17 protein-coding genes are annotated in these 17,085 nt (G+C 47.4%); 12 read left to right on the top strand and 5 right to left on the bottom strand.

All coding sequences use genetic code 11. The features are described 5' to 3' along the window. A complete protein-coding gene (locus tag ACZ5DR_RS07705) occupies positions 1–2,265 on the bottom strand; it encodes an AsmA family protein (protein WP_377366492.1) in 2,265 nt (754 codons plus the stop codon). 187 nt (positions 2,266–2,452) lie between these two features. Between ACZ5DR_RS07705 and hisB the strand changes: the two genes are divergently transcribed. Genes hisB through hisF form a run of 3 tightly spaced genes read left to right on the top strand, consistent with a single transcriptional unit; the run spans position 2,453 to position 4,532 of the window. Then, positions 2,453–3,046 (top strand): imidazoleglycerol-phosphate dehydratase HisB, encoded by a 594-nt coding sequence (gene hisB, locus ACZ5DR_RS07700; RefSeq protein ID WP_377366493.1) that lies wholly within the window; start codon positions 2,453–2,455, stop codon positions 3,044–3,046. Between the two features lie 31 nt (positions 3,047–3,077). Beyond that, positions 3,078–3,737: an imidazole glycerol phosphate synthase subunit HisH gene (gene hisH / locus ACZ5DR_RS07695; protein ID WP_377366494.1), complete on the top strand. Its 660-nt coding sequence runs from the start codon at positions 3,078–3,080 to the stop codon at positions 3,735–3,737. Between the two features lie 21 nt (positions 3,738–3,758). Continuing rightward, positions 3,759–4,532, top strand: a complete 774-nt coding sequence (gene hisF / locus ACZ5DR_RS07690; RefSeq protein WP_377366495.1) for an imidazole glycerol phosphate synthase subunit HisF — start codon at positions 3,759–3,761, stop codon at positions 4,530–4,532. An 80-nt stretch (positions 4,533–4,612) separates the two neighbouring features. Here the strand turns inward: hisF and ACZ5DR_RS07685 are convergent, their stop codons facing one another. Further along, positions 4,613–5,206, bottom strand: coding sequence for an SCO family protein (locus ACZ5DR_RS07685; protein WP_377366496.1), 594 nt, complete (start codon positions 5,204–5,206; stop codon positions 4,613–4,615). Between the two features lie 166 nt (positions 5,207–5,372). Between ACZ5DR_RS07685 and gshA the strand changes: the two genes are divergently transcribed. Then, entirely contained in the window at positions 5,373–6,965 is a 1,593-nt protein-coding gene (gshA, locus tag ACZ5DR_RS07680) for a glutamate--cysteine ligase (RefSeq protein ID WP_377366497.1), read from the top strand. Positions 6,966–7,033: 68 nt separating this feature from the next. Here the strand turns inward: gshA and yihA are convergent, their stop codons facing one another. After that, the gene (yihA, locus tag ACZ5DR_RS07675) at positions 7,034–7,672 is read right to left on the bottom strand and encodes a ribosome biogenesis GTP-binding protein YihA/YsxC (RefSeq protein WP_377366498.1); all 639 of its coding nucleotides are present in this window, start codon (positions 7,670–7,672) and stop codon (positions 7,034–7,036) included. 417 nt (positions 7,673–8,089) lie between these two features. Between yihA and ACZ5DR_RS07670 the strand changes: the two genes are divergently transcribed. The 8 genes from ACZ5DR_RS07670 to tatC all read left to right on the top strand — a co-directional run bounded on the left by ACZ5DR_RS07670 (position 8,090) and on the right by tatC (position 14,479). After that, on the top strand, positions 8,090–8,716 hold the full coding sequence (locus ACZ5DR_RS07670) for a thiol:disulfide interchange protein DsbA/DsbL (RefSeq protein WP_377366499.1): 627 nt from the start codon (positions 8,090–8,092) through the stop codon (positions 8,714–8,716). 17 nt (positions 8,717–8,733) lie between these two features. Further along, positions 8,734–10,254, top strand: coding sequence for a GGDEF domain-containing protein (locus ACZ5DR_RS07665; RefSeq protein WP_377366500.1), 1,521 nt, complete (start codon positions 8,734–8,736; stop codon positions 10,252–10,254). A 105-nt stretch (positions 10,255–10,359) separates the two neighbouring features. Next, positions 10,360–11,112: a bifunctional demethylmenaquinone methyltransferase/2-methoxy-6-polyprenyl-1,4-benzoquinol methylase UbiE gene (ubiE, locus tag ACZ5DR_RS07660; protein WP_377366501.1), complete on the top strand. Its 753-nt coding sequence runs from the start codon at positions 10,360–10,362 to the stop codon at positions 11,110–11,112. A 2-nt stretch (positions 11,113–11,114) separates the two neighbouring features. Then, on the top strand, positions 11,115–12,758 hold the full coding sequence (gene ubiB / locus ACZ5DR_RS07655) for a ubiquinone biosynthesis regulatory protein kinase UbiB (protein WP_377366502.1): 1,644 nt from the start codon (positions 11,115–11,117) through the stop codon (positions 12,756–12,758). 16 nt (positions 12,759–12,774) lie between these two features. Beyond that, on the top strand, positions 12,775–13,107 hold the full coding sequence (locus tag ACZ5DR_RS07650; RefSeq protein WP_377366503.1) for a phosphoribosyl-ATP diphosphatase: 333 nt from the start codon (positions 12,775–12,777) through the stop codon (positions 13,105–13,107). Between the two features lie 11 nt (positions 13,108–13,118). After that, a complete protein-coding gene (gene tatA / locus ACZ5DR_RS07645) occupies positions 13,119–13,334 on the top strand; it encodes a Sec-independent protein translocase subunit TatA (protein ID WP_377366504.1) in 216 nt (71 codons plus the stop codon). 3 nt (positions 13,335–13,337) lie between these two features. Then, the gene (gene tatB / locus ACZ5DR_RS07640) at positions 13,338–13,700 is read left to right on the top strand and encodes a Sec-independent protein translocase protein TatB (protein ID WP_377366505.1); all 363 of its coding nucleotides are present in this window, start codon (positions 13,338–13,340) and stop codon (positions 13,698–13,700) included. A 20-nt stretch (positions 13,701–13,720) separates the two neighbouring features. Beyond that, entirely contained in the window at positions 13,721–14,479 is a 759-nt protein-coding gene (tatC, locus tag ACZ5DR_RS07635) for a twin-arginine translocase subunit TatC (RefSeq protein WP_377366506.1), read from the top strand. Positions 14,480–14,538: 59 nt separating this feature from the next. Here tatC and dtd read toward each other — a convergent pair whose 3' ends face one another. Continuing rightward, the gene (dtd, locus tag ACZ5DR_RS07630) at positions 14,539–14,973 is read right to left on the bottom strand and encodes a D-aminoacyl-tRNA deacylase (protein WP_377366507.1); all 435 of its coding nucleotides are present in this window, start codon (positions 14,971–14,973) and stop codon (positions 14,539–14,541) included. Between the two features lie 105 nt (positions 14,974–15,078). Continuing rightward, positions 15,079–16,896, bottom strand: coding sequence for a translational GTPase TypA (gene typA, locus ACZ5DR_RS07625; protein ID WP_464543892.1), 1,818 nt, complete (start codon positions 16,894–16,896; stop codon positions 15,079–15,081). Positions 16,897–17,085 lie beyond the last annotated feature (189 nt).

Here is a 17,085-nt window from a genome sequence, read left to right as displayed (position 1 = left end):
CTAAAACAGGTCTTTGAGCTTGCCCTTTAGCTTCTCTTTTAAGGCTTCTTCTTCAGCCTCTTTTTTGGCTTCCAGCTCAGCTTTTAGACGTGCTTTTTCTGCTTCAATTTTGGCTTCAACACGCGCTTTTTCTTCCGCTAATTTGGCGGCAGCACGGGCCTTTTCTTCGGCTAGTTTAGTATTCAACTCCGCCTTAGCCATGTCTGCAAAGATGTTAGCAAATCCCCCTAAGTCAGGTCGACATAAGCCTGCCGGATCATCTGAGAATTTGCCTTTACAAACAATCGGGAAAGCAAGATTAGAAACATAGTCCTTAACCGCACAACTTTCATCAAGTTGGCTTCCTGAGACGGCTACGTTGGTGCGGTAGTCCAAGCTGCTATCAGGTAAGGAAACAACGCCATCACCGGTAACACTCAACCCCGCTGCTGAGATTTTTAAACCTGGGGTCGACACCTTACCGTTAACGATTTTGGCAGGAAACTTCATAGTTTCAAATGGAGTATCATTGCTGTAGGCACTGGCGTTTAGCTGGCGAGAGCGAGAGGCAGCGATGCCCTCACAAACACTCTTCGTTAGATTCATCCCGACTAGAGCGCCTTTTTCGATGGTCACCAGCAAGTCGCCATTTAGGTTTGCCATAAAAGCGTCCACTTGGTTGCCAGAGGTCGTGATATCACCATTCAGATAAGTAGCACCGGCAATCTTATCAAGGTCCATAAAGTCCTGTAATAAAGGCTGTATTTGCACGCCATCTATCTTTGGAGATACCTTGATCTTAGGCGTCGCTCCTGTGGCATCTAGCTCAGCATTAACTGCCGCCGAGCCGTCGTACAAGTTTACTTGTGCGGGTGCGATGGAAACTTTGCCATTGGCTTGTGTGGAATCAAGCTCTATACGATCGATGTTTAGGTTTTTCACTTTTAAGGTATCAAACGCTAGGCCAAGATGGCCATTTAGAGACCTCACAAGTTCCACTGGAATCAAATCTCCAACGGCCTCAGCTGCTTGCTCTTCTGAGGTAGGCGTCGCAGCCACTTCCTCTTCTTCCACTGGTGGTGGCAAATAGCGATCTAGATCCAGATTCGCCCCCGCCAAGGTAATGTCCCAACTTAAAGGCGCAAGATTCACGAGTGCATTGGCCTCAAGGGTTGTTTCATCTAGCTTAATGGAAATAGGCTGGGCAGTGATGCGCTCCAAGGAGCCCTGTGCTGCCACACTCAAAGAAGCTGACTGCAGCACACTGTCATCAGCTATTTCCGGTAAAGCAATATCCAATTTGTTCAGCACTTCTTTGGGTGAGAACTCAGCAATATCCGTCACAATGGAAAACTCGGGGTCGGACAATACTTGGAAAGCTCGCACCTGTGCGGTTAGGTTCATGCCAAGTGTCTGCAATGCCAACCCATCGATGACGGCGTTTTCTTGGGGGATATCAAAGTCCAACTGAGAAATATTCAGGCGACTGTCCAAAGGTGACACTGGCAGGCTATCGCCTGTGATCTTGCTATTCAGGGCAATGTTTTCGAAGGAAACCGCTTGGCGCTCGGCAAACAAGGTAAAGTTAGCACCGAAGTCTATTTCAGCCGTCAAAGGATTGGAGCCATCCAGCGCAGATTGAGTAATAGTGGCATCCATACGCATGGGCCAAGCCTGGTCGAGTCTCACATCCGTAAAGGTGACATTCGAGACCATATTGGCTTTCATGTTGGCACTGGCGTCTTGGTAATTAATTTGGGCGTTCACAATGGACAATTCATCCAATGCGATCTCAGGAAGGGTAAAACCAGACTCCGTCTCTCCTGACTCAGTGTCAGTACTGCCAGTAGCCGTGTCATTCGATGTGGAGGCTGGTGCCTCACCAGCCGGTGCCCCAGAGGCTTCTACCTGCCAGTTTGCCTGACCTTGCTCATCGACACGTAAATCGGCCTTGAGGTCCTCCAAGCGCACATTGTCTACTTCGATACGACGCTGAAATAAGGGCATAACCGCCACACCAAACTCCGCTTTGGAAAAGCTCAACAACTCAGGTTCAGAGCCTAGGGCCAAACCTATATCTTCTAAACTCAAGCCAAACCTTGGGAAGAATGACCAGCTGATGTCGCCATCCATGCGCAGGGTCACGTTCGCTTTTTCTTTAGCAACTTGCTGTAGCTCACCTTTGAACTGATTAGGATCCACAAACATAACTACGTACGCTACTGCGAGAGCCAACAAAACAATTAACGCTGCTAAAAGCATTCCTAAGCGTTTTACCCAAACCATATCCATTCCAACCTTTCAAAAGAAGTGTGTTTGACCTTCGTCCCATGATAGCACCTCTATGGTTTTTTTCGATCCATGTAAACTGCACGGAAAACCATAGAAGCGAAGCGCGCCACGCTTTATAATAACGTTCAAATTCTATTTTTCTGGGTGAAAGCCTGATTCAAAAAAGCGGAGAGTCCCTTCCATGTCCAACCGGATTGCAACTGTTGAGCGCAACACGCTTGAGACGCAAATTAAAGTAACTGTGAACCTAGATGGCACAGGCAAATTTAACTGCGAAACTGGTGTTCCTTTTCTTGACCACATGCTAGATCAAGTCGCCCGCCATGGCTTGATAGACCTTGATATTCATGCGGTTGGCGACTTACACATAGACGCGCATCACACGGTTGAAGACTTAGGGATTACCTTAGGGCAAGCGTTCGAAAAAGCCGTAGGCGACAAGAAAGGTATTCGCCGTTACGGCCACGCCTATGTGCCACTAGACGAAGCCCTTTCTCGTGTTGTTATCGACTTCTCTGGTCGCCCTGGACTTGAGATGCACGTACCTTTCACACGAGCATCAGTGGGCGGCTTTGATGTCGATTTATTTTCAGAGTTTTTCCACGGTTTTATCAATCATGCGAAGGTAACTTTACACTTAGACAACCTGCGCGGTAAGAACACCCACCACCAAGCCGAAACAATTTTCAAAGCCTTCGGCCGTGCCCTTCGTATGGCACTGGAAGTGGATGAGCGCATGGCAGGGCAAATGCCATCGACAAAAGGCTGTTTGTAATCAAGTCTCCTTGTAATAGGACCAAGCGTTTATGAGTAATGCAAAATCTACTGTTGCAGTCATCGATTATGGCATGGGCAATCTACACTCTGTTGCCAAAGCCCTTGAACATGTGGCGGATGACAACACCCAAATCATAGTCACCAGTGACCCTGCTGTGATCGACAATGCTGACCGTGTTTTGTTACCAGGTGTGGGCGCCATTCGTGATTGCGTTGGCGAAATGCACAAGCAAGGCCTAGTGCCTTCCATTCGCAAAGCCATGGCAGAAAAGCCTTTTCTTGCCATCTGTGTTGGCATTCAATCATTAATGGCACACAGCGAAGAAAACGGCGGCGTGGACTGTTTGAACCACTTCGACGGCAATGCCCTGTTCTTCGGTGAAAACCATAAAGATGTGGATGGCACTAAGCTCAAAGTTCCGCACATGGGCTGGAACCAAGTGACACAAACCATCAAGCACCCTCTTTGGCAAGACATTGAAGACGGCGCCCGTTTCTACTTTGTTCACAGCTTCTATGTGGTGGCTGGCCATCAAGAAGAAGTCGCCGGAACCTGCAACTATGGCCACGACTTCTGTGTGGCACTGGCAAGGGATAACGTCTTCGCCGTACAGTTCCACCCAGAGAAAAGCCACAAAGACGGTTTGCAACTTTACAAAAACTTCATCCATTGGGATGGCAAGCCTTAGTCCACTGCATAGGAAAGTAAAATGGGATTAGCTAAACGTATTATTCCGTGCCTAGACGTGGACAATGGCCGCGTTGTAAAAGGTGTTCAGTTCGTCGACATCCGTGATGCGGGCGATCCAGTTGAAGTAGCAAAACGCTACAACGAGCAAGGTGCGGACGAGATCACCTTCTTAGACATTACCGCCAGCTCTGATGACCGAGAAACCACGGTTCACATGGTAGAAGCTATTGCTGCAGAGGTTTTCATCCCCCTAACAGTCGGTGGAGGCATCCGCACCTGTGACGACATCCGTCGTATGTTAAACGCTGGTGCTGACAAAGTAGGGATCAACACTGCAGCGGTATTTAATCCGGACTTTGTGCGCGAAGCCGCTGAGCGTTTTGGCTCCCAGTGCATCGTTGTTGCCATTGATGCGAAAAAAGTCAGTGCCGAAGGGGAACCAGACAAATGGGAAATTTTCACCCATGGTGGCCGTAAACCAACCGGGCTAGACGCCGTCGAATGGGCGAAGAAAATGGTGGACTACGGCGCTGGCGAGATCTTGCTAACCAGCATGGACAGAGACGGCACTAAAAATGGCTTTGACCTTGGCGTCACTCGCGCCATCAGCGAAGCGGTACACGTGCCGGTGATCGCCTCTGGCGGCGTAGGTAACCTACAGCACTTGGTTGACGGTGTCACTGAAGGCAAAGCTGACGCTGTCTTGGCTGCGAGCATTTTCCACTTTGGCGAATACTCCATTCAAGAAGCTAAAGAGACCATGCAAGCCGCAGGTATTGAAATGCGTTTGTAAACGCCACACGCATAATAAAAAAGCGGCCCTATGTGAGCCGCTTTTTTTGTTTTTGCTTTTTACATCAAACAACTGGTCCGTTAGTTTGACGCCAGTTGCTTTTGAATCGCTTCAGCGATCTCTTCTGACTTGGAATCGTGGTAGAGGTATTGCTTGATCTCGTTGTCTTTGCCGATCAAGTAAACACGAGCACTGTGGCTGACGGTGTAGTTAGCTTCCGTATCATCGCCCTTTTCGATTCGGTAAAAGGCACCATATTGGCGAACCACTTGGTCGATTTGCTCTTTCGTACCGGTCAAGCCAACAAAGTTAGGGTCAAAGAAACTAACGTATTGATTAAGATGATCAGGGGTGTCACGTTCTGGATCCACACTGACAAATACCGTTTGTACTTGCCCCCGTACATCCTCAGGTAGTTGTTTTAGGGCCACTTTCACATTAGCCATGGTCAGTGGGCACACATCAGGACAGTGGGTATAGCCAAAAAACAACAACTTCAGCTTACCGTCGAAGTCACTTAAGGACACGGTTCCCGTATTATCTTGTAACGTAAAATCACCTCCAAGCTTACCCGGGGTCGCGCCGGAATTGGACGTTTTTTGCATGGCTAATAAAGTTCCCACTATTGCCAAGATGACCAGCATACCTAGGAGAACAATTGGTTTTAATTTCATGAAGCAGCCCTAAATGTAAAATCAGCATTTTATTCCATGGCCTATGATGCCATACAGGGCCAATTCTGTAATCTTTGCGCAAGCGTTTAGTGCTTTTCTTGCCGCCACAAACAAAGGCCGAGTACAATCCGGTTAATCTTTACATTTTATTTTAGGAAAACAATCCTTGACCAAATTACAGGATGCACTGGCAACACTAGACCAATTTATGGCAACACGTGACAGCCAGTCCGCAATTACTTTCCATCGAGGCGTAGAGCGTGAAGCCCTGCGCGTTTCTCGCAAAGATGGCCGTATCTCTCAGGCTGCGCACCCTAAAGCTTTGGGCTCAGCTTTAACGCACCCGTCCATTACCACGGATTATTCCGAAGCTCTGATGGAGTTCATCACCGGTGTGCACAGCTCTGTTGAAGGAGTTATTGATGAACTGAGCGAGATTCACGCTTACACCAACCGCGTATTAGACGATATGGATGAGTGTTTATGGCCAGGCAGCATGCCCTGCGCGCTGGAAAGTAATGCTGAAGTGCCTATCGCCTACTTTGGGGAATCCAACTCAGGTAAGCTCAAGCGTGTTTACCGTGAAGGCTTATCCAATCGCTATGGCCGCATCATGCAATGCATTGCAGGCATGCATTATAACTTCTCATTCAGCGATGACTTTTGGGTTTTCCTAGCGGATTTTCACAAGGTCGATATTTCGACTTCCGCTGCATTGCAGGCATTCAAGTCAGAACAATACTTTGCTCTGATTCGTAACTTCCGCCGTAAATCTTGGATTCTGTCCCTACTATTTGGTGCATCTCCCGCAATCGACACCAGCTTTCTACCGGCTAAGCCGGACAAGCTCAGTGAACTTGGAGAGCGAACTTGGGCAGGACAAAATGCCACATCATTACGCATGAGCAACATTGGCTATCAAAACAAAGCTCAAGACGGTTTGTTTGTTTGCTACAACGATGTCAGTACTTATATAGATACCATTAAAGGTGCCTTGCGTACCCCTTACCCGGCCTACCAAAACCTTGGGGTCAAGGTAGATGATACCTACAAGCAGCTTAGCCATAACATTCTGCAAATCGAAAACGAATACTATAGTGATATTCGTCCTAAGCGCGTCACTCAATCCGGGGAACACCCCAGTGCGGCCCTGCAACAGCGAGGCGTTGAGTACATTGAGGTACGCATCATGGACTTGGATCCAAGCTCGCCGATTGGCATGAATCCAGAAACCCTATATTTCTTAGACACTTTCTTAATGTGCTGCATGCTTCATGGAGATGAGAAACTGGGCATGGAAGAATGCCAGCACTTACGTAAAGCTCAGCAAGAGATAGCTACCCATGGACGAGAGTTGGACGCAGAGTTTGAGTTTGGTTTTGGCCCGGTTGCCTTGCGCGAGAAGGCGAATGAAGTCCTAGCACACATGCAAGAGATCGCTAATTTTCTAACAAAGCAAACAGGCAACCAAGCTTATGTTGAAAGTGTCGCTATGCAGCAAGCTAAACTCACTCAGCCAGACACTTTGCCGGCAGCCAAACTGATTGAGCAATGCAAGACACAAGGCAGCTACCAAGAGGCCATGCTAGAGGCAGGCAAACAGCAGCAACAAGGCTGGTTAGCACAACCCCTTTCAGACGCTTTGATTGCCAAATTTGAAGACTGGGCGACCACGTCTATCGAAGAACAAGCTCAGATTGAAGCCAGTGATGAGGTCGACTTCGACACCTTCCTTGAGCAATACATGCGCCCACAGTAACACCGCCACCAATGAAAAAGCCCGATGATGTCATTCACATCATCGAGCTTTTTAAATCTTAGTAACGACTAAAGATTCACTGGAATCTCGTCTGGGCGTTCAAGTTCTAGCCATTCAGCTAATTTGAAGCGCAGCTCATCCACCCCTTCGCCGTTCAAGCCTGAAAACATCTGTGCAGAGGCTTCAACGCCACGGGCGGCCATTTCTTTCTTCACCTTCAACATGGTGGATTTCGCTGGCCCACGTTTTAACTTATCAGATTTAGTGAGCAATGCGTGAACCTTCACACCGTTGCCTGCCGCCCACTCTAGCATCATTTCATCAAACTCTTTAAGGGGATGGCGAATGTCCATGACCAACACCACACCCACTAATGAGCGGCGATTCATCAGGTAATCCTGCATATGGGCTTGCCAGTTTTGCTTCATGGCAACCGGCACTTTGGCAAAACCGTACCCCGGCAAGTCAACCAATCTACGATCATCAACGTTGGTGCCGAAGCTGTTGATCAACTGAGTACGCCCAGGCGTTTTAGACGTACGCGCAAGCTTGCGCTGCCCTGATAAGGTATTCAATGCGGTAGATTTACCAGCATTAGAACGCCCAGCAAATGCCACCTCTAGCCCTTGATCTAAAGGACATTGGGAGAGTTTCTCAGCACTTTTGATGTAATAGGCTGATTGGAAAATTGAGTCAAATGGCGTCATAGATTGATATCAGTCAATGGAGAATTGTATAGCGTTATCGCTGTTTGCACAGTTGTATATAATGCAAGCCTCTTTCACTTACTGCATCATCAGGCCGTGCCCTTTTCATAGTGGTAAGCATAACAGAAAACGAACCACTTTTATGCCAGAAAAGATCGCCTTATATCAGTTAGAAACCAAATCAACATGCAACTTATTCGACACGGTCGATCTTTTAAGTACGGCGATCTAAAAATCAGGGGCTATACTAGGTGCCTAAATAAACAGTCTGCTTATAAAAACCAATTTATCACGGGATTTATGTTGTCATAGTCAAATAAACTTGCTGGAATAAACGAACTTTTTGATTTAACTAGCATCCTAATACCATCCATAGCACTTGGATGCTATTAACATGTCTTATTCTAGGAGCACTTCATGAAAAAGCTGATCTCAGCATTATTCCTTGTTTTTATGTTGCCGTTTGCAAGCGCTTGGGCACAAGATTACAGTGATGGAAATGGCTATACGACCATCAAAACACCTGTTCGTACGACTAACCTTGACAAAATAGAAGTGGTAGAAATTTTTTGGTACGGATGCCCACACTGTTACGCTCTTGAACCCTACACTCAAGCTTGGAAAAAAGAGCTTCCAGCAGATGTGGAGTTCAAATTCTTGCCAGCCGTATTTGGTCGTAACTGGCTAGCCCATGCCAAGGCTTTCCACGTTGCCGATCTATTAGGCATTGAAGACAAGATTCACAGTGACATGTTTAATGCGATCCACCAAGATCGTAAACGCCTAAACAGCGAAGATGACCTAGCGGAATTTTTCACTCAATATGGCGTGTCTGAAGACGAGTTCCGTAAGCAATATGATTCGTTTGCTGTGAATAGCCGTCTGTCACAAGCGGATTCTAAAATCCGTGGTTACGGTGCACGAGGCGTACCAGGAATTGTAGTAAATGGTAAATACCTAGTGACAGCAGCAACAGCAGGCGGGAATAATAACATTTACTCAGTGGTCGACTTTTTAATCGAAAAAGAGCGCCAAGCAAAATAAAAACTTAGGATACATCTATGGATCCAGCTCAGGATAAGCTAGTAGAAGCACTACGAAAAGCCATTTCCCGAACCAGCATACTGGCTGAGGGAAACGATCCAGAGCTGGACATAGCCCTCCAGTCTGTTCGCACGGATATTGCGAAGACCAATGACCCCAAGGTCGTCCAAAAAACACTTCAATCCCTCGACCCTTTTGTTCTTAAATTCGATGAAGACAGGCTGGCTCGAGCCCAAGCGTTTCGTGGCGCACTGCTGGATTTAATTGACACCTTGGATGAATACCCTGATCGGCAGGTTCCCCTGTTTGATAAGAAAGAACTTGAATCCGCCATCCGTAGCCATTGGCAATCCATAACCAAATGGCCCGAGCTGCTGACCAAAACCATTTCATTAGTACAAAAGACTCTGGCCACGCCAAGAGAAGAGCGCAAACAATCTCTCATTAAGCGCCTATTCAGCCAACGCAAAGCCCCTAATCCCAATACGACGGGCACTGAAATCATGGCCCATGTCAGTCACACCCTAGCGGGTTTGCTGACAAACATTGCCCTACCCGAGAACTACGAAGAGCAAATTTTAGATCTTAAACAGGCCCTAACCGGCAACAATGACTTAAACCAGCTACCAGGCCTGCTGGATGAAGTAATTAACCTCATTATGGTGGCAGTGGGCAAAACCCAAGAAGACCTCACTAGCTATTTAAGCCAGCTGAACAAGCAATTGGCCAGCATTAACGCCTCTATTGTTAGTAACTACAAAGTTCAGCGAAATATCAGTAATAACCGCAAAAGTTTCAATGACGAGCTACAACAGCACGTCGAAGACACCCACATAGACGTTAGAAATGCGACCAACCTCGAATCCCTAAAATCTTTGATTAATAGCCGAATGAGCACCATATCTCAAACCATGGAGCGCTATCAGGCACAGATGGCGGAGCAAGAAAAAAGCGCCGCGCAATCCATCTCCATGTTGAAAAGCAAAGTCAATCGCATGGAAAAGGACGCCTCCAACTTACGCAACGACATGCAGCAAAAAATCGCCCAAGCCATGTCCGATGCACTCACAGGCCTCCCCAATCGCAGTGCTTATCAAGAAGCTATTTTCCCGCTGTTAACGTCTTCTGTGAAAAACCAACAGCCCCTTTGCATGGCCATCTGCGATATCGACCACTTTAAATCCATCAACGATACTTGGGGGCATCTAGCCGGAGACCGTGTTCTCAAACTCGTCCCCCGTCAGATGCAAAATGCCTTGGGTAAAGAGCATCTACTGTTTCGTTACGGCGGTGAGGAATTCGTCATCCTATTCCCGGCTACACACCTAGAGTACGCTCAAGACGTCTGTGAAAAGATCCGCACTGCTATTGAAGCCACGCCTTTCAACATGAGTGGCGACCCCGTTTCCATCACTATGTCCATTGGTCTAAGCCTATTTAATGGAAAGGAAAGTCACGAAGAGCTCTTTTCTCGCGCTGACAAAAACCTTTATCAAGCCAAAGGAAATGGACGAAATAGGGTTATTCGAGATAATTAGCATGCTTTATCGTGCAACCCTGCATGAGTCGCGGTTACAATACTAGACAATTTCAAACATGACCGTCCGTGTCATCGCCCTACTAGGTGTACAGGAACAGATTTTATGCAAGACGATCAAAACACCACCCACTTCGGTTTCAAAGAGATTCCGACGGACAAAAAAGTTGATGCTGTCGCGGAAGTATTTCATTCCGTAGCAGCCAAATACGACATCATGAATGACCTCATGTCCGGGGGCGTACACCGCCTCTGGAAACGCCATACCATTAGCCAATCGGGCGTTCGCGCAGGCCACAAAGTGCTAGATATCGCTGGCGGCACTGGCGACCTAACCATGAAGTTCTCTCGCTTGGTAGGTAAAGATGGGCAAGTTATCTTGGCGGACATCAATGACTCCATGCTCAAAGTGGGTCGTGACAAGTTGGCCAATCGTGGAATTGTAGGCAACGTTCAGTGCGTACAAGCAAACGCAGAAGAGCTTCCTTTCCCTGATAACACCTTTGACTGTATCACCATTGCATTTGGCTTGCGTAACGTCACCGATAAATCCAAAGCCTTAGCCTCAATGCAGCGAGTACTTAAACCCGGTGGTCGATTGCTGGTGCTAGAATTCTCTAAACCAGAGTCAGAATGCTTGAGCCAAGCCTACGACCAATACTCTTTCCGCTTACTGCCATTCATGGGCAAGATCATTGCGAACGACGCAGAAAGTTACCGTTACTTAGCGGAATCGATCCGCATGCATCCGGACCAAGAAACCCTAAAAGGCATGATGGAAGACGTTGGCTTTGAACGTGTGTCTTACCAAAACATGACAGGCGGAATCGTCGCATTGCACAAAGGATTTAAATTCTAGCCATGTGGAAAAGCGCTACTCGTTCTATTCGAATCTTTCTAACGGTCCTGCGCTATCGCCTAGACGTTTTCATCCCACTTCAGTTGCTGCCTTGGTATGTTAAATACACCCTAGGTTTGTTCCTTATGGTGGGGCGAGAACGCGCCCTTAAAAATCGCGGGGAGCGTCTGCGTTTAGCACTGGAATCACTAGGCCCTATCTTTGTGAAGTTCGGGCAAATTCTGTCTACCCGAAGGGATCTCTTACCCGATGATGTGGCGGACGAATTAGCACGCCTCCAAGACCGAGTCCCCCCTTTTTCTGGCGAGCTGGCCACCAAGATCATTGAGAAAGACCTAGGGGCCTCGGTTGATGACATTTTCGATCAATTTGATAAAACACCTCTGGCTTCAGCGTCCATTGCGCAAGTACATACCGCACGCCTAAAAACCGGTGAAGAGGTGGTCGTAAAGGTCATCCGTCCTAAGATCGAGCGTACGATCCGCCAAGACATTGGCCTGCTTTACACCTTGGCTCATTTTGTCGCCAAGATCAGTGCTGATGGCCGCCGACTGCGTCCAGTTGAAGTGGTGACAGATTACGAATACACCATCTTAGACGAACTGGACCTTGCCAAAGAAGCAGCGAACACAGGCTTACTTCAGCGCAACTTCACCGATTCTGAACTCCTCTATGTGCCGCAGATTTACTGGGACTATAGCCGTCGCAACGTCATGGTCATGGAGCGAATTTCTGGGATTCCTGTGGCAGATATTGCCGCTCTAAACGCAAAAAACGTCAATATGAAGGTGCTCGCGGAGCGAGGCGTGGAGATCTTCTTCACCCAGGTGTTTTCCCACAGCTTCTTCCATGCTGATATGCACCCTGGCAATATTTTTGTGGACGCTTCGAACCCAGAAAGTCCAAAGTACATCGCCATCGACTGCGCCATCATGGGTAGCCTAGACGATGCCGACAAAAATTACCTCGCCCGCAACCTACTGGCCTTTTTTAAGCGTGATTACCGCATGGTGGCAGAGCTGCACGTAGAAAGTGGCTGGGTCCCCAAAGGCACGCCTGTCCATGCGTTCGAATCCGCCATTCGCAGTGTCTGTGAACCCATGTTCGCCAAGCCACTAAAGGACATTTCTTTCGGGCAAGTTCTACTGGGGTTATTTCAGACGGCACGACGCTTCAACATGGAAGTACAGCCACAGCTTGTATTACTCGAAAAGACTCTACTTAACATTGAAGGCCTAGGTCGCCAGCTTTACCCAGATCTAGACCTGTGGGTAACGGCTAAACCCTTCCTAGAGCGCTGGATGAGTGAGCAAGTGGGTCCTCGCCGCCTGTTCGAAGAGGTGAAAAAACAAGCCCCTGATTGGGCTGCACATTTGCCGCAGATACCAAACCTTGTATTCTCGACCATGACTCATGTTGCGAAGCAAGAAGAACGCATGCAAGAGCAAACTAAAGCGATTCAGCAATTGCATAAGGAACTGAAACGCTCCCGTAAAAACCAACCCTTCAAACTGCTTGGTATTCTATCCTTGGGAGCGGCATGGCTAACGACGGACAGCATTGCCTTAGAGCATTTAGCTCAGGCAGATATTTTGAGCCTAGCACTGTTTATAGCCGGTATTTACCTGCTAGTATTAAAACCGTAACAATTGAGAGACTATAATGAAAATCGATGTTTTGGCTGAATTAGCCACTACGTTAGCTGAACGAAAAGCTGCATCCCCTGACTCATCTTATGTTGCTAGCCTCCATGCAAAAGGCCTGAACAAAATACTTGAGAAAGTGGGAGAAGAAAGCGTTGAAACCATTATCGCAGCGAAAGATGCCGTGATCTCTGGAGACAAACAAGACGTTATCTACGAAACCGCAGACCTTTGGTTCCATACATTAGTCATGCTGTCTCACCTAGACTTGGAACCTCAAGATATTCTAGATGAGCTAGCACGCAGATTTAACTTATCTGGCTTAGAAGAAAAAGCCAATCGCACCAAGTAGGAGTAGCACACATGGGCGGCATCAGCATCTGGCAACTACTTATCGTTTTAGCCATTCTTGTATTGATCTTTGGCACCAAGAAACTCAAAAGCTTAGGCTCTGATCTTGGCGGCGCAGTTAAAGGCTTTAAAGAAGCCGTTAATAACGACGAAGAGCAGAATAAAGATGGCCAAAGCCAAGCAAAGGTCATCGAAGGCGAATCCAAAAAAGACGACAAGAGCGCTTAATCTGTGTTCGACATTGGCTTTTCTGAACTACTGGTTGTCTTTGTCGTAGGCCTAATTATTTTAGGGCCTGAACGCCTACCTATGGCGGCAAAGACAGCAGGACTTTGGGTACGCAAGATTCGCCGAAGCATACAATCGGTTCAGCGTGAGATTAACGCACAGTTGGATCAAGAGGAGTTACAACGCTCCATCAAAGAAACCAACGATCGTATCCTGCGCGAGACAGCAGACTTCCAAAAACAAGCGGAAGCCCCTGCAACACCGAAACAGACCAGCGAAGCACCATCATCAACATCTCCGCAAAACGTTGCAGCTACCAAGAGCCAATCAAGCCAAGCCGCTGACGACGTTCAAACTCGCGCATAAGCGTATTTGGAACTGTTTTCATGAGTCAAGACGAACACTCTCAGGCACCATTAGTTGCTCATCTAATCGAGTTGCGAAACCGCTTACTCAAAGCCGTTTTAGTGATTCTGATACTGTTTGCAGGCCTATACAGCTTTGCCAATGAACTGTATTCGTTTATCTCTGAACCACTACGTATGCTGCTCCCAGAGGGAAGCTCTTTGATTGCGACAGAAGTCGCCTCGCCCTTCTTGGCTCCCTTAAAGCTGACCTTTGCTTTATCTGTGCTAATCAGTATCCCTTATACCCTTTATCAGGCTTGGTCGTTTATCGCCCCAGCCCTGTATAAAGAAGAAAAAACCATTGCGATCCCACTACTCATTTCCAGTGTATTGCTGTTTTACTGTGGCGTGGCCTTCGCTTACTTTGTTGTTCTGCCCCTAATCTTTGGTTTCTTTACCTCTGTAGGACCTGGGGAAGTAGCAGTCATGACAGACATCAACAACTATTTAAACTTCGTATTGAAGCTGTTCTTCGCATTTGGTGTGACATTCGAGATTCCAGTCGCCACTTACCTATTGATCAAAGCAGGGGTTACCACGGTTGCCTCGTTATCAAAGAAGCGACCCTATGTGTTTCTAGGGTGTTTTGTCATTGGCATGTTGATCACACCGCCAGACATTTTTTCTCAAACCTTGCTTGCCATCCCAATGTGGCTACTGTTTGAAATAGGTCTAATCGCTGGGCGCAGCGTCCCCGTTGAAAAAGACGAAGAAGAAACCGAAGCAAGCCAAGCTTAAGCTAAGCAATGTCGAATGAAGCAATATCAAAAAAAGCCAGTCAGTGACTGGCTTTTTTATTACTCCAACATAAAGGTGACTGGCCCATCATTGGTAAATTCGACCTTCATGTCTGCCCCAAATTGGCCTGTTGCCACATGGGGGTATTGAGCCTTAACCTTGGCGACAAAGTCATTAAAGAGGCGCTCGCCTTCTTCTGGAATGGCTGCCGTCGAGAAGCCCGGACGCAATCCCTTTTTAGTCTCTGCAGCTAAGGTAAACTGAGAGACCAGTAACACACCGCCGTTGACCTGCTGGACATTCAGGTTCATCTTACCGTCTTCATCGCTAAACATTCGGTACTTTAAGAGTTTATCTGCCAAGCGCTGGGTGTCAGCCTCAGTATCACCTTTCTCGATTCCGACCAGCACCATTTGCCCATGTTCAATGGCACCCACTACCTTTCCGTCCACCTTAACACTTGCTGCAAGGGAACGCTGAACCAGTACTTTCATAACTCTCCTTACCCGCTCTCCAATCACCAGACAAAATAAAAGCGCCCTAAGGCGCTTCTATTCCGCTCAAGACCTTGCGGTCTATTTGCTGCTGCTCATTACAGATTAACGGCTCGCACGTTTACGTTCGTTCTCTGTCAAAAGCTTCTTACGAAGACGAATGCTTTCTGGCGTAACTTCTACCAGTTCGTCATCTTCGATGAACTCTAACGCCTGCTCAAGAGTGTGGCGAATAGGTGGCGTCAAAGTCAACGCTTCGTCTGTACCAGACGCACGTACGTTGGTCAGCTGCTTCGCTTTCGTTGGGTTAACCGTTAGGTCATTTGAACGAGAGTGAATACCGATGATTTGGCCTTCGTATACTTCTTCACCGTGACCTTTAAATAGGCGACCACGCTCTTGAAGGTTAAACAGACCGTATGACAAGGTTTTACCTTTCACCATACTGATCAATACGCCATTTTGGCGACCTGACATGTCACCTTCTTTCACTGGACCATAGTGATCGAAGACACTTGTCATGATACCAGAACCAGACGTCAAGGTTAGGAACAAGCCACGGAAACCGATCAAACCACGAGAAGGCACGATGAACTCAAGACGCACTCGGCCTTTGCCATCTGGCTCCATGTTGGTTAGCTCAGCTTTACGTAGACCAAGCTCTTCCATGATGGAACCTTGGTGCTGCTCTTCAACGTCAATAACAACTTGCTCGTATGGCTCTTGGATAATGCCATCGATCTCTTTCTGAACTACTTCAGGACGAGACACACCTAGCTCAAAGCCTTCACGACGCATGTTTTCAATCAATACAGACAAGTGCAGCTCACCACGACCAGATACGATGAATTTATCTGGTGAATCACCTTGAACAACACGTAGTGCCACGTTGTGGATCAACTCTTGGTCTAGACGGTCTTTGATGTTTCGAGAGGTAACGAATTTACCTTCTTTACCAGCGAATGGTGAGTCATTAACCATGAAAGTCATGCTTACAGTTGGCTCATCAACCGTCAATGCTGGCAATGCTTCAACGCAATCTGGGTTACATAGCGTGTCAGAGATACTCAGACCATCAATACCAGTAATACAAACGATGTCACCTGCAGACGCTTTGTCTGTATCCACACGGGATAGACCATGGTAGCCCTTAACATTTAGGACTTTACCTTTACGCTCTTTGCCATCACGTGATTTAACGATCACTTGTTGGTTTGGAGACAAGGTACCACGGGTGATTCGACCGATACCGATAACCCCTACGTAGCTGTCGTAATCCAATGCAGAAACCTGCATTTGGAACGGTGCTTCTGGATCAACCTCAGGAGCCGGCACGTTGTCCACGATCATTTGGTAAAGTGGTTCCATGCTGTCTTCTAGCGCTTCAGGATCATCACCCGCCAAACCATTTAGTGCCGATGCGTAAATCACAGGGAAGTCTAGCTGCTCTTCCGTCGCACCAAGGGAGTCAAACAAATCAAATACTTGATCCATAACCCAATCTGGACGAGAGCCTGGACGGTCAATTTTGTTGATAACAAGAATTGGTTTAAGGCCACGCTCAAAAGCTTTAGACGTTACAAAACGAGTTTGTGGCATCGGGCCGTCTACTGCATCAACCAATAGCAAAACAGAGTCTACCATCGACATTACACGCTCTACTTCACCACCGAAATCGGCGTGCCCAGGGGTGTCCACGATGTTGATGCGGTAATCATTCCATTTGATAGCGGTGTTTTTCGCTAGGATGGTGATACCACGCTCTTTCTCTTGGTCGTTGGAGTCCATGATACGTTCTGAACCCATTTCTTTACGGTCCAGTGTACCTGATTGACTTAGAAGCTGGTCAACCAGCGTTGTTTTACCATGGTCAACGTGCGCGATGATGGCGACGTTACGTAACTTACTGATATCAATAGACATTAAAATTTCTCTGCATTTAGCGACATGGAATGAGGCAACACGGCAAGCGGGACTTCGGTACGCTAACTGCCGCCTAGATTCATCATTCGGGGTAAAATTCGCGCAATTGTACCCTTATATTTATGAACTTCCTATGAAGTTCCCGAAAAAAGGCAAAATAAAATCAGCGCATTTAAGCTATTAAAAAGG

It is taken from the genome of Marinomonas vaga (genome assembly GCF_055388305.1).
This window is presented reverse-complemented; position numbering and strand designations above follow the sequence as displayed.